Origin of the sequence: Pseudomonas sp. S35 (assembly GCF_009866765.1) — a bacterium.
GTDB lineage: Bacteria > Pseudomonadota > Gammaproteobacteria > Pseudomonadales > Pseudomonadaceae > Aquipseudomonas.
This window is the reverse complement of record NZ_CP019431.1, coordinates 530880-544638: the sequence shown is the minus strand read 5'-3', so window position 1 is coordinate 544638 and position 13759 is coordinate 530880. Positions and strand designations below refer to the sequence as shown.

Below are 13759 nucleotides of genomic sequence, written 5' to 3'. Positions count from 1 at the left end.
TAGATTGGCGTCGCTCAATTAATCGAGTTTCAGCTTAACCCCAGTTCCTTCCAGATTCGCATCACCTGTCGCCGTTCGTCGGCGAACTGATCCCCCGCCACCGTACCGGCCTCGTTTTGCAAGGCCTGGCGATGCGCAGCGGAACGGTAGGCCTTATACACCTCGCGCAGCAGATGGGCATCGGCGGCGGGCATCAAACCCACCTGCTCCAGACCTTCCAGAATGCGGATATTGTCGGTGTAGCGCAGCAACGATGGATGTTGCGCAGACCACGCCAAAGCCGCGTATTGCACCATAAATTCAATATCGACGATACCTCCGGCGTCCTGCTTGAGGTCGAACACCGCCGCGGCGTCGAAGGCATTGGCACCGGTGCCCGCCGTGGTGGACTTGGTGCCCAGGTTGTCACGCATCTTGGTGCGCATCTCGCTGACCTCCTGGCGCAGCTTCGCCAGGTCACGCTCACGCCCCAACACTTTAGCCCGTACCTGCTCGAATGCACGGCCCACATCCTGGCTGCCCACCAGCACCCGCGCACGGATCAAGGCCTGATGCTCCCAAGTCCATGCTTCATTCTGTTGATAGCGGTCAAACGCCCCAAGGGAACTCACCAGCAAGCCTGAGGCGCCGGAAGGTCGCAGGCGCATGTCCACTTCATACAGCTGGCCGGAGTTGGTCTGGGTGGTCAGCAGGTGAATGATGCGCTGGCCCAGGCGCGTGAAGAACTGCGCACCATCGATCGGCTTGGCGCCGTCGGTCTCGGCCTGCGGGTCGCCATCGTGGATAAACACCAGATCCAGGTCCGAACCATGCCCCAATTCGATCCCGCCGACTTTCCCATAACCGACAATGATGAACCCAGGATCGCACAACGTGCCGTCCAGCCGTTGTGGCGAGCCGTGGCGCGCCACGGTCTGGCGCCAGGCCAGGGCCAGCACTTGTTCGAGGATGGCTTCGGCGAGCCAGGTCAGGTAGTCGCTGACTTTCATCAGCGCCAGGCTGCCGGCGATTTCCGAGGCGGCCACGCGCAGGCGGTGGGCCAGCTTGAAGTGACGCAGGGCTTCCATCTGCTGCTCAAGGTCGTCCTCGGGGATGCGCGTCAGGCGCTCGCGCAGTTCGGCGGCCAGTTCCGGCGCCAGCGGCGGCTTGAACAGGCGCCCCTCGTTGAGCAATTCGTCCAGCAGCAGCGGGAAACGGGTGATCTGCTCGGCAATCCACGGGCTGGCGGCGCACAGGGTCAGCAGGCGGCGCAGGGCGTCGGGGTTTTCCGTGAGCAGCACCAGGTAAGCGGAGCGGCGGGCGACGGCCTCCACCAGCGGCAACACGCGCTCCAGCACCAGGTCTGGGTTGGCGTGCTCGACGGCCTGGGCCAGCAGGCGCGGGATAAACGCATCCAGGCGTTCGCGACCGAGGCGCTGCATCGCACGCAATTGCGGGCTGCCGCGCAAGCCGGCGAGGGCCTTGAGCGCCTTGGGCGCATCGGCGAAGCCGCCTTCGGTCAATTGACGGCACGCCGCGCCTTCATCTTGAGACTCTTCCCACAGCGGCAACCACTCACCGCCCACGACCAACTCGCTTTCTTCGCCCCCCTCTTCATCCGGATCAGCGATGACTTGGCGGAAGTGCCAGTCCACCCGGCCACGCCAGTACATCAGGCGCTCATGGAACGCGGCCCAGTCGGCAAAGCCGAGCATGAAGGCAATGCGTGCCTGGTCTTGCGGGGTGTTGGGCAGCATCTGCGTCTGGCGGTCGGCAATCGCCTGGATCGCGTGCTCGGTGTAGCGCAGGAATTCATAGCCGTTGCGCAGTTCGGCGATCACCGCCGGCGGCAGGTAACCCTGGCCTTCCAGGGTGCCGAGCACCTTGAGCAGCGGGCGTTGTTGCAGGCTGAGGTCGCGACCGCCGTGGATCAGTTGGAACGCCTGGGCGATAAACTCCACCTCGCGGATGCCGCCCGAGCCCAGCTTGATGTTGTCGGCCATGCCTTTGCGCCGCACCTCCTGCTGGATCAACTGCTTCATGGTGCGCAGCGCTTCGATGGCGGAAAAGTCCAGGTAGCGGCGGTAGACGAACGGCCGCAGCATATCGAGCAATTGCGCCCCGGCCACCTGGTCGCCAGCGACCACGCGCGCCTTGATCATGGCGTAGCGCTCCCAATCGCGGCCCTGATCCTGGTAATACTGCTCCAACGCGTTGAAGCTGAGCACCAGCGCACCGGCCGAACCGTAGGGACGCAGGCGCATATCAACGCGGAACACAAAGCCGTCGACAGTCATCGGGTCGAGAGCCTTGATCAATTTTTGACCAAGGCGAATGAAGAACTCCTGGTTATCCAGTGAACGCTTCACGCCCTGCGTCTCGCCGCCTTCGGGGTAGGCGAAGATCAGGTCGATATCCGACGAGAGGTTCAACTCCACCGCGCCGAGCTTGCCCATGCCGAGGATGACCATGTGCTGCGGCTCGCCGCTGCGCCGGCCGGTGGGCGTGCCGAACTGTGCACAATGGCGCTGGTACAACCATTGGTAGGCTTGGTCGATGCTGGCGTCGGCCATGTCGGAAAGGTCGCGGCAGGTTTGCACCAGGTCGGCCTGACGGGTCAGGTCGCGCCAGATAATGCGCACTTGCTGGCGCGTACGCTGGCGACGCAACACGCGGCCCAGCTCCTCTTCTGTTTCTGCCTGTTGCACGGCACCTGCAATCTGGCCACACAGCTCGCCCGGCGCAAAGCCGCGGTCCAGCTCGCCCCAGGCCACCAACTCCAGCAACATCAAAGGGTCACGAACACTCTGTTCAATGACGAAATCACTGGCGGCGCACACCCGGGTGAAGTCGGCCCAGCGTTGCGCCGTCCACGCGCAAAGTCCATGATCGTCGTCCAGCGTGGCCACTGCGTCACGAAATGACTGCTCGGCGCGCTGGGCAATGGGGAGAAGAATGGCCGGCAGTTCGGCCAGCGTTGGAAGGCTCATGGTCTATCCTTGTTCGGCGCGTAAATGGCGTGTTGCGGTGAACCCGATAGCCACGCTTGGTGAAGGACTGTCGAACAAAGGTTATAAATAGCTGAAAATTGATAGTTCTTGGCAGGCAACATTAAACTTCTACCTTTTCTTGTTCGCAAAAGATCAACAATAACGATTATGCTCACCAGCCAGACCGAGCAATCCGCTCGGTCTTGTGTAGTTTTACTACTCGTATATACATTCGAAAGGCTGAAATGGCCGACGATTTGTAGTAAAACTACAGGACGCCGAAGCAACCTTCGGCCATCCAAGAATTTATGTCGTCTGCCCACAAGGCCAGTCGCAAACTTCAGGCAACCGATTCTGGTAGCCTTTCCGCCCTGGAGCAAGCCATGCAAGACCTCGATCCCGTCGAAACCCAGGAATGGCTGGACGCCCTGGAATCGGTTCTCGACAAAGAAGGCGAAGACCGTGCTCACTACCTGATGACCCGTATGGGCGAGCTCGCGACCCGCAGCGGTTCGCAACTGCCTTACGCCATCACCACGCCATACCGCAACACCATCCCCGTTACCCACGAAGCACGCATGCCTGGCGACCTGTTCATGGAACGCCGCATTCGCTCGCTGGTACGTTGGAACGCCATGGCGATGGTAATGCGCACGAACTTGAAAGATTCGGACCTGGGCGGTCACATCTCCAGCTTCGCTTCCAGCGCAACCCTGTATGACATCGGCTTCAACTACTTCTTCCAGGCCCCGACCGACGAACACGGCGGCGACCTGATCTACTTTCAGGGCCACACCTCGCCAGGCGTCTACGCCCGTGCGTTCATGGAAGGTCGCATCACCGAAGACCAGATGAACAACTTCCGCCAGGAAGTCGACGGTGGCGGCTTGTCGTCCTACCCGCACCCTTGGCTGATGCCTGACTTCTGGCAGTTCCCGACCGTATCGATGGGTCTGGGTCCAATCCAGGCGATCTACCAGGCACGTTTCATGAAGTACCTGGAAGCGCGCGGTTTCATCCCGGAAGGCAAGCAGAAAGTCTGGTGCTTCCTGGGCGACGGCGAGTGCGACGAGCCGGAATCCCTGGGCGCCATCTCCCTGGCCGGCCGCGAGAAGCTGGACAACCTGATCTTCGTCATCAACTGCAACCTGCAGCGCCTCGACGGCCCGGTTCGCGGCAACGGCAAGATCATCCAGGAACTCGAAGGCGTGTTCCGCGGTGCTCAGTGGAACGTGACCAAAGTCATCTGGGGCCGTTTCTGGGACCCACTGCTGGCCAAGGACGTCGACGGTATCCTGCAACGTCGCATGGACGAAGTCATCGACGGCGAGTACCAGAACTACAAAGCCAAAGACGGCGCGTTCGTGCGTGAACACTTCTTCAACACGCCTGAACTCAAGGCGATGGTTGCAGACTTGTCCGACGACGAGATCTGGAAACTCAACCGTGGTGGCCACGACCCGTACAAGGTCTACGCGGCGTACCACGAAGCGGTCAACCACAAAGAACAACCGACCGTCATCCTGGCCAAGACCATCAAGGGTTATGGCACCGGTGCCGGCGAAGCGAAGAACACGGCGCACAACACCAAGAAGGTTGATGTTGAAAGCCTGAAGCTGTTCCGCGACCGCTTCGACATCCCGGTCAAGGATGAAGAGCTGGAAGACCTGCCGTTCTTCAAGCCAGAGCCAAACAGCGCCGAAGCCCGCTACCTGAGCGAGCGTCGCACTGCACTGGGCGGTTTCGTGCCCCAGCGCCGCGCCAACAGCTTCGCCGTTCCGACCCCGGACCTGAGCACCCTCAAGGCTATCCTGGACGGCTCGGGCGACCGCGAAATCTCCACCACCATGGCCTTCGTGCGGATCCTCGCGCAGCTGGTCAAGGACAAGGACATCGGCCCACGCATCGTTCCGATCATCCCGGACGAAGCCCGTACCTTCGGTATGGAAGGCATGTTCCGTCAGTTGGGCATCTACTCTTCCGTCGGCCAGCTCTACGAGCCAGTCGATAAAGACCAGGTGATGTTCTACAAGGAAGACAAGAAGGGCCAGATCCTCGAAGAAGGCATCAACGAAGCGGGCGCCATGAGCTCCTTCATCGCTGCCGGTACTTCGTACTCCAGCCACAACCAGCCGATGCTGCCGTTCTACATCTTCTACTCGATGTTCGGTTTCCAGCGTATTGGCGACCTGGCTTGGGCAGCAGGCGACAGCCGTACCCGTGGCTTCCTGATCGGCGGCACCGCCGGCCGCACCACGCTGAACGGCGAAGGCCTGCAACACGAAGACGGTCACAGCCACATCCTGGCTGCCACCATCCCGAACTGCCGCACCTTTGATCCAACCTACGGCTACGAGCTGGCGGTGATCATCCAGGACGGCATGAAGAAGATGACCGAAGAGCAGCAGGACGTTTTCTACTACATCACCGTGATGAACGAGTCCTACCAGCAACCCGCCATGCCGGCCGGTGTTGAAGAAGGCATCATCAAGGGCATGTACCTGCTCGAAGAAGACACCAAGGAAGCAGCGCACCACGTACAGCTGATGGGCTCCGGCACCATCCTGCGCGAAGTGCGTGAAGCGGCGAAGATCCTGCGTGAAGAGTTCAACGTCGGCGCCGACGTGTGGAGCGTGACCAGCTTCAACGAACTGCGTCGCGACGGCCTGGCCGTAGAGCGCAGCAACCGCCTGCACCCTGGCCAAAAGCCAGCCAAGAGCTACGTCGAAGAGTGCCTGGCCGGCCGTAAAGGTCCAGTCATTGCCTCTACCGACTACATGAAACTGTTTGCTGAACAAATTCGCCAGTGGGTCCCGTCCAAGGAATTCAAAGTCCTGGGCACCGACGGTTTCGGTCGCAGTGACAGCCGTAAAAAGCTGCGTCACTTCTTCGAAGTCGACCGTCACTTCGTGGTGTTGGCAGCCCTGGAAGCCTTGGCTGACCGTGGTGAGATCGAACCTAAGGTGGTGGCTGACGCCATCGTCAAGTTCGGGATCAACCCGGAAAAACGCAACCCACTGGACTGCTGAGGAGATTTTTTGTGAGCGAACTCATTCGCGTACCTGACATCGGCAGCGGTGAAGGTGAAGTAATCGAGCTGTTTGTGAAGGTCGGCGACAAAGTCGAAGCCGATCAGAGCATCCTGACCCTGGAATCGGACAAGGCGAGCATGGAAATCCCTGCTCCCAAAGCCGGCGTGGTCAAGAGCCTGAAAGTGAAGCTGGGCGACCGCCTGAAAGAAGGCGACGAACTGCTGGAACTGGAAATCGAAGGTGCCGCTGATGCGGCCCCTGCGGCGGCGCCTGCTGCCGCTGCTGCACCGGCGCCTGCCGCTGAAAAGCCTGCCGCTGCTGCCGAGGCCCCTGCGGCCCCGGCTGCTGCACCGGCCGCAGCCTCTGTTCAGGACATTCATGTTCCGGACATTGGCTCGTCGGGCAAGGCCAAGATCATCGAACTGCTGGTCAAGGTCGGCGACACCGTCGAAGCCGACCAATCGCTGATCACCCTGGAGTCCGACAAGGCCTCCATGGAAATCCCTTCGCCGGCTGCCGGCGTGGTGGAAAGCATCGCGGTCAAGCTGGAAGACGAAGTCGGCACTGGCGATTTCATCCTCAAGCTGAAAGTACAAGGCGCTGCGCCGGCTGCTGCTCCAGCACCGGCCGCCGCTCCAGCTGCCAAGGCTGAAGCTGCACCCGCTGCTGCCGCCCCTGCACCTGCTGCAAAAGCTGAGGCCGCTCCGGCCCCAGTGGCTGCTGCACCTGCGCCAAGCGGTGCCAAGGTTCACGCCGGCCCTGCCGTGCGTCAGCTGGCCCGCGAGTTCGGCGTTGAGCTGAACGCAGTCGCGGCCACCGGCCCTCACGGCCGCGTGCTGAAGGAAGACGTGCAGGTTTACGTCAAAGCCATGATGCACAAAGCCAAGGAAGCTCCGGCTGCCGGCGGCGCTACCGGTGGTTCGGGCATTCCGCCGATCCGCACCGTAGACTTCAGCCGCTTCGGCGAAACCGAAGAAGTGCCGATGACTCGCCTGATGCAAATCGGCGCGGCCGGCCTGCACGCCAGCTACCTGAACATCCCGCACGTGACTCAGTTCGACCAGGCCGACATTACCGACCTGGAAGCTTTCCGCATCGCGCAGAAAGCCGTCGCCGAGAAGGCCGGCGTGAAACTGACCGTGCTGCCACTGCTGCTCAAGGCCTGTGCACACCTGCTCAAGGAACTGCCGGACTTCAACGCATCGCTGGCGCCAAGCGGCAAGGCGATCATTCGCAAGAAGTACGTCAACATCGGTTTCGCGGTAGATACCCCTGATGGCCTGCTGGTACCGGTCATCAAGAACGTCGACCAGAAGAGCCTGCTGCAACTGGCTGCTGAGGCTGCTGCACTGGCTGCCAAAGCCCGTGACAAGAAGCTCACCCCGGACGACATGCAGGGCGCGTGCTTCACGATCTCCAGCCTCGGCCACATTGGCGGCACTGGCTTCACGCCAATCGTCAACGCGCCGGAAGTGGCGATCCTGGGCGTGTCCAAGGCAACCATCCAGCCAGTGTGGGACGGTAAAGCGTTCCAGCCGAAGCTGATGCTGCCGCTGTCGCTGTCCTACGATCACCGTGTGATCAACGGCGCCGCTGCTGCACGCTTCACGCAGCGCCTGAGCCAGTTGCTGAACGACATCCGCACCATCTTGCTGTAAGTCAGCGCAGGTCTCCCTTTCACCGGGGAGACCGGCCTGCACCGATTTCCGAGCGCCACGCTCGTACCTCAACCCCGTCAATTTGGCGGGGCTTTTTTTGCTTTTCTGTACACGCAGAACAGGCTTGTACACCTTCTGTCACCGCGCCTACAGAAATCCCCCGTCCGGCCGATAACCCACTTATAGCACTTAGCCTTCATCCTCTCTTGTCAGCCCGCGCTGCATGATGCAACCTTGCCGCAGGCAACAGAAAAGAGGGCGTGAGCCCGGCGCCGTGCGCGTTATTTGAAGTGAGTTCCCCCATGAAAAGCCAACCCGATGTCGCCCGTATGGCGGCCGAGGTAGTGACGCAGTTACCGGTGCCTTCGCGCCTCGGTATGCTGCGTTTCGAGCGGCTTAACGAGGCAAGCTGGGCGCTGCTGTACCTCGACCCCAATTGCGAACGCCAATTCGGCCTGCCGGCGGTCGAACTGTGCGCCCTGCTCGGCACGCCCTACGCCAGCCTGATGGAACCCCAGGCACGCTATCAACTGCACGACACCATCCAGCAGCAACTGACCCAGAGCCCTCACTACCTGGTGCGCTACACCCTGCACACCAACGATGGTCCCCTGAGCCTGCTGGAAATGGGCGAAGCCTACAAACAACACAATCGCCATCTGTTGCGCGGCTACCTGATGGTGGTCGATGGCCTGTTCAGCGAGATCCCCTCCACCGCGCCGGCTACAGACCTGGAAAGCCAGAACAGCCGCCTGCAAATCGCCCTGGAGCTCAACCAGCGCGCCCAGCAGGAGCAACTGCAGCACCTGGAGCGGGTGCGCGCCCAGCAGGAACTGATCCTGCTGCTGGCCCGCCAGCGCTACACCGTCAACAATTCGCTGCAGGAAGCCGCCGAGCTGATCACCCGCAGCGCCTGTGATATCTACCAGCTCGACTGCGCCAGCATCTGGAACCTCGAAGGCCAGCGCCTGGTGCCAATCTCGGCTTACCACCGCGACGACCAACAGCACCATCTGCCCGAGCCCATCGATGCCAGTTGCTTCCCGGATTACCTGGAAGCCTTGCAGAGCAGCCGCGCCATAGATGCCACCAACGCCCTGCGCGACCCGCGCACCCGCGAGATGGCCGAGAACCTGCGCAACAGAGACATCCACGCCATGCTCGATGCGAGCATCCGCGTCGACGGCCAAGTGGTTGGCGTGTTGTGTCTGGAGCAGTGCGGCAGCCCGCGTGACTGGCAGGCCGACGAGATCGCCTTTGCCGGCGAGCTCGCGGACCAGTTCGCCCAGGTGATCAACAACCACAACCGCCGCACCGCCACCAGCGCCTTGCACCTGTTCCAACGTGCCGTGGAGCAAAGCGCCAACGCCTTTCTGCTGGTCAATTGCGATGGCGTGGTGGAGTACGTCAACCCAAGCTTCACCGCGATCACCCAATACAGCGCCGAAGAAGTCCACGGCCACCGCCTGGCGCAATTGCCGGCCCTGGAAAACCTCAGCGAATTGCTGTTCGACGCACCGTCGAGCCTGGCCAAGAGCAACAGCTGGCAGGGTGAATTCAAAAGTCGGCGCAAGAACCTCGAACCCTACTGGGGCCAGCTGTCGATCTCCAAGGTGTATGGCGACAACCGCGAGCTGACGCACTACATCGGCATCTACGAAGACATCACCCAGACCAAGCTGGCCCAGCAGCGCATCGAGCGCCTGGCCTACACCGACAACCTGACCAACCTGGGCAACCGCCCGGCGTTTATCCGCAACCTCGATGAACGCTTTGCCCGCGACAGCGACAGCCCGATCAGCCTGCTGCTGGTGGACATCGACAACTTCAAGCGCATCAACGACAGCCTCGGCCACCAGACCGGCGACAAGCTGCTGATCAGCCTGGCGCGGCGCCTGCGTAACAGCCTGAGCGCCGGCGGTAGCTTGGCGCGTTTTGCCAGTAACGAGTTCGCGGTGCTGCTCGACGACACCGACCTGGAGAGCGGCCAGCAGGTTGCCAGCCAACTGCTGGCGACGCTCGACAAGCCCATGTTCGTCGACAACCAACTGATCAGCGTCACCGGCTCCGTGGGCCTCGCCTGCGCGCCGCTGCATGGCCGCGACCCGCAGACCCTGATGCGCAACGCCGGCCTGGCGCTGCACAAGGCCAAGGCCAACGGCAAACACCAGGTCCAGGTATTCACCGAAGCGCTGAACGCCGAGGCCAGCTACAAGCTGTTCGTGGAAAACAACCTGCGCCGCGCCCTGACCCAGAACGAACTCGACGTGTTCTACCAACCCAAGCTGTGCCTGCGCAGCGGCCGCTTGCTGGGCATGGAAGCATTGCTGCGCTGGAACCACCCGGAAAAGGGCATGATCCGCCCTGACCAATTCATCAGCGTGGCCGAAGAGACCGGCTTGATCATCCCCATCGGCAAATGGATCGCGCGTCAGGCCTGCCGCATGAGCAAGCAACTGAGCGCCGCTGGCATGGGCAACCTGCAGGTGGCAATCAACCTGTCGCCCAAGCAGTTTTCCGACCCGGACTTGGTGGCCTCGATTGCCACGATCCTCAAGGAAGAAGAGCTGCCGGCCAACCTGCTGGAGCTGGAGCTGACCGAAGGCCTGCTGCTGGAAGCCACCGAAGACACGCGCCTGCAACTGGACCAACTGAAGAGCTTCGGCCTGACCCTGGCCATGGACGACTTCGGCACCGGTTACTCGTCGCTGAGCTACCTGAAAAAATTCCCCATCGACATCATTAAGATCGATCGCAGCTTTATCCACGAAATCCCGGACAACCAGGACGACATGGAAATCACCTCGGCCGTGATCGCCATGGCCCACAACCTCAAGCTCAAGGTCGTGGCCGAAGGCATCGAGACCGCCGAGCAACTGGCGTTCCTGCGCCGGCATCGCTGCGACGTCGGCCAGGGCTACCTGTTCGACCGGCCAATCCCCGGCGCAGAGCTGCTTGAGATGCTCAAACGCTACCCGCGCGGGCCAATCGCCTGACAGCGCGGTAACACTCGGGCACACTGGCTGTCTGAATTCTTACCTTACTCAATCTGACTGAGAGGACTGATCATGGTCTTGCGCTCGGAAATCCTGGTGAACAAAAACGTGCTGCCTACTCAAGAACAAGCGTTGCCTGGTCGTGAAACCCCGATGACCCTGCCGGAGACGCACTTCGTCAACGGCAACCCCCTGCTGGGCCCATTCATGGACGACGTCGGCTTCGCGATCTTCGGCCTGGGATGCTTCTGGGGTGCGGAGCGCAAGTTCTGGCAGCGCGATGGCGTGGTCAGCACCGTGGTCGGTTACGCTGGCGGCTTTACGCCGAACCCGACGTACGAAGAAGTCTGCTCGGGCCTGACCGGCCACAGCGAAGTGGTGCTGGTGGTGTATGACCAGGCCAAAGTGAAATACGAAGACCTGCTGAAGATGTTCTGGGAATTGCACAACCCGACCCAGGGCATGCGCCAGGGCAACGACATCGGCAGCCAGTACCGCTCGGTGATCTATGCCACGACGCCCGAGCAATTGGCGGCGGCGCAGGCCAGTGCCGAGGCTTACCAGCAAGAGCTGACCAAGGCCGGCCTGGGCGCGATCACCACGCAAATCGAGGAAGCACCTACGGTGTTCTTCGCCGAGGCGTATCACCAGCAGTATCTGGCGAAGAATCCGCAGGGATACTGCGGTATCGGCGGCACCGGCGTGACTTGCCCGATCTAATATCAACGTGAATCAAAATGTGGGAGGGGGCAAGCCCCCTCCCACATTTGGTTCTATGTTTGACGTTAGAACGGATTACTCAGCTATGAGCCAATCCATCTGCCACCCACCCTGGGTCTGGCCAAGCTTTTTGGACAGCCACGGCAGCAGCTCACGCAATTCCTCTTCCAGGCCCCACGGCGGGTTGGCGATCGCCAGGCCCGAGCCGGTCAGGGTGTTGGGCGTGTCCAGCGGATGCACCAGCAACTCCACGCGCAGCAGCTTTGGCGCGCCGGTGCCGGCCAGGTCCTGGTAGAAGCGGCGTAACATGCGCTGGTCTTTGACCGGGTACCAGATCGCCGCGACGGTCTGGCGCATACGGCTGACGGCTTCCTTGAGGGAGGCCGCGCAGCGTTGCATTTCGTCGAGTTTTTCAAACGGCGGGTCGATCAGCATCAGCGCACGTTTTTCCGGTACCGGCAGCAAGGCACGCGGGACATGCCAACCTTCGCCCAGGTGCACCTTGACCCGACGGTCGCCCTTCATGTTGTCCTTGAGCAGCACGCCGTCTTCCGGGTGCTTTTCATTGAGCAACACACGGTCCTGTGGGCGCGTGAGGCGCCGCGCCAGTTCCGGCGAGCCCGGGTAGTAGCGCAACTGGCCATCCGGGTTCATCTCGTGCAGCACGCGCATGTAATCGGCCGTCAGTGGCGGCAGGTCGTCCAGATCCCACAGGCGCGCAATGCCTTCCAGGTATTCACCGGTGCGATTGGCCTGGTCGCCTTGCAGGTCGTACAGACCGATGCCGGCGTGGGTGTCGAGGTAGGCGAACGGCTGCTCCTTGCGCGACATCAGGGCGATGAGGCGGGTCAAGGTCAGGTGTTTGAAGACATCGGCGTGGTTGCCGGCGTGAAAGGCGTGACGATAATTCATGGTTGCTCCTGCGCAGGGGGCGAAGTTTACCTTCTACGCGGGCAAAGGTGCAGGGCTGCGTGTCGGGCGATGCTTATGCCGTAAAGACAGGGCGCGGGCCGAAAAAAATCTAAATGTCGACGCCAGGGCGGATTTATTGTGGCCATCCACCATCCAGGGAGGTCAATAACCCTCATGAAAGACGCCACCATCGCGCTGCATCACGGCTTCAAGTCCGACCCGACCACCAAGGCCGTCGCGGTGCCGATCTACCAGAACGTCGCCTTCGAATTCGACAACGCGCAGCACGGTGCCGACCTGTTCAACCTCGACGTGCCCGGCAATATCTACACGCGCATCATGAACCCCACCAACGATGTGCTGGAGCAACGCATCGCCGCTCTTGAGGGCGGTATTGCGGCGCTGGCCGTGTCGGCTGGCAGTGCGGCAATTCACTATGCGATCCAGACCCTCACCCGTGCCGGCGACAATATCGTCACCACCCCACAGCTCTACGGCGGCACCTACACCTTGTTCGCCCACCTGCTGCCAAGCTTTGGCGTCGATGTGCGCTTTGCCCGGGACGACAGCGCCGAGGCCATCGCCGAACTGATCGACGACAATACCAAGTTGGTCTACTGCGAAAGCATCGGCAACCCGGCGGGCAATATCGTCGACCTCGAAGCCCTGGCCAAGGTCGCTCACGCCCGCGGTGTACCGCTGATGGTGGACAACACCGTGGCCACGCCGATCCTGTGCAAGCCGATCCAGTTCGGCGCCGACATCGTCGTGCACTCGGTGACCAAGTACATCGGCGGCCACGGCAACTCCCTGGGCGGTGTGATCGTCGACAGCGGCACCTTCCCGTGGACCCAGTACCCGGAAAAATTCCCCGGCCTCAACAACCCGGAGCCGGCCTATCACGGCGTGGTCTACACCGAAAAATTCGGCCCCGCCGCGTTTATCGCCCGTGCCCGCACGGTGCCGCTGCGCAACACGGGCGCGGCACTGGCACCCATGAACGCCTTCCTGCTGCTGCAAGGCCTGGAAACCCTGGCCCTGCGCATGGAGCGCCATACCGAGAACGCGCTGAAGGTCGCGCAGTTCCTGCAAGGCCATGCCGAGGTGGAGTGGGTCAGCTATGCCGGGCTGGCCGATCACCCCCATCACGCATTGGCGCAGAAGTACCTGCAGGGCAAGCCCTCGGCGATCCTCTCCTTCGGCTTGAAAGGCGGGTTCGATGCCGGCGTACGTTTCTACGACGCGCTGCAGATCTTCAAGCGCCTGGTGAACATCGGCGACGCCAAGTCCCTGGCCTGTCACCCAGCCTCTACCACCCATCGGCAGATGAACGCGCAGGAGCAGGCCAAGGCCGGCGTGAAACCCGAGATGATCCGCCTGTCGGTAGGCATCGAGGCGATAGAGGACTTGATCGACGACTTGCAGCAGGCGTTGGGCTCAACTCACCAATAGAACGATCGGCGCGACGTTGC

General features: G+C 61.8%; 7 protein-coding genes. 5 read left to right on the top strand and 2 right to left on the bottom strand.

Translation table 11 applies throughout. The annotated features are described in order from the left end of the window. Positions 1–29: 29 nt before the first annotated feature. Positions 30–2969 carry a bifunctional [glutamate--ammonia ligase]-adenylyl-L-tyrosine phosphorylase/[glutamate--ammonia-ligase] adenylyltransferase gene (gene glnE, locus PspS35_RS02290; RefSeq protein WP_159932603.1) on the bottom strand — a complete coding sequence of 980 codons (2940 nt, stop codon included), beginning with the start codon at positions 2967–2969 and terminating at the stop codon, positions 30–32. Positions 2970–3352: 383 nt separating this feature from the next. Here glnE and aceE point away from each other — a divergent pair, with 383 nt between their 5' ends. From aceE to msrA, 4 genes are all read left to right on the top strand, one after another. Next, a complete protein-coding gene (gene aceE, locus PspS35_RS02285) occupies positions 3353–5998 on the top strand; it encodes a pyruvate dehydrogenase (acetyl-transferring), homodimeric type (protein WP_159932602.1) in 2646 nt (881 codons plus the stop codon). Between the two features lie 11 nt (positions 5999–6009). Next, positions 6010–7659 carry a dihydrolipoyllysine-residue acetyltransferase gene (aceF, locus tag PspS35_RS02280; RefSeq protein ID WP_159932601.1) on the top strand — a complete coding sequence of 550 codons (1650 nt, stop codon included), beginning with the start codon at positions 6010–6012 and terminating at the stop codon, positions 7657–7659. A 302-nt stretch (positions 7660–7961) separates the two neighbouring features. After that, positions 7962–10655 carry a GGDEF and EAL domain-containing protein gene (locus tag PspS35_RS02275; protein ID WP_159932600.1) on the top strand — a complete coding sequence of 898 codons (2694 nt, stop codon included), beginning with the start codon at positions 7962–7964 and terminating at the stop codon, positions 10653–10655. Positions 10656–10727: 72 nt separating this feature from the next. Continuing rightward, the gene (gene msrA / locus PspS35_RS02270) at positions 10728–11375 is read left to right on the top strand and encodes a peptide-methionine (S)-S-oxide reductase MsrA (RefSeq protein WP_159932599.1); all 648 of its coding nucleotides are present in this window, start codon (positions 10728–10730) and stop codon (positions 11373–11375) included. Between the two features lie 75 nt (positions 11376–11450). Here msrA and rlmJ read toward each other — a convergent pair whose 3' ends face one another. Further along, positions 11451–12287 (bottom strand): 23S rRNA (adenine(2030)-N(6))-methyltransferase RlmJ, encoded by an 837-nt coding sequence (gene rlmJ / locus PspS35_RS02265; RefSeq protein WP_159932598.1) that lies wholly within the window; start codon positions 12285–12287, stop codon positions 11451–11453. A 174-nt stretch (positions 12288–12461) separates the two neighbouring features. Here rlmJ and PspS35_RS02260 point away from each other — a divergent pair, with 174 nt between their 5' ends. Then, on the top strand, positions 12462–13739 hold the full coding sequence (locus tag PspS35_RS02260; RefSeq protein WP_159932597.1) for an O-acetylhomoserine aminocarboxypropyltransferase/cysteine synthase family protein: 1278 nt from the start codon (positions 12462–12464) through the stop codon (positions 13737–13739). Positions 13740–13759: the final 20 nt, after the last annotated feature.

Bases quoted from the DNA above. Each gene is read 5' to 3' on its own strand.
- rlmJ (WP_159932598.1), bottom strand. From the start codon at position 12,287: ATGAATTATCGTCACGCCTTTCACGCCGGCAACCACGCCGATGTCTTC.
- PspS35_RS02275 (WP_159932600.1), top strand. From the start codon at position 7,962: ATGAAAAGCCAACCCGATGTCGCCCGTATGGCGGCCGAGGTAGTGACG.
- aceE (WP_159932602.1), top strand. From the start codon at position 3,353: ATGCAAGACCTCGATCCCGTCGAAACCCAGGAATGGCTGGACGCCCTG.
- msrA (WP_159932599.1), top strand. From the start codon at position 10,728: ATGGTCTTGCGCTCGGAAATCCTGGTGAACAAAAACGTGCTGCCTACT.
- glnE (WP_159932603.1), bottom strand. From the start codon at position 2,969: ATGAGCCTTCCAACGCTGGCCGAACTGCCGGCCATTCTTCTCCCCATT.
- PspS35_RS02260 (WP_159932597.1), top strand. From the start codon at position 12,462: ATGAAAGACGCCACCATCGCGCTGCATCACGGCTTCAAGTCCGACCCG.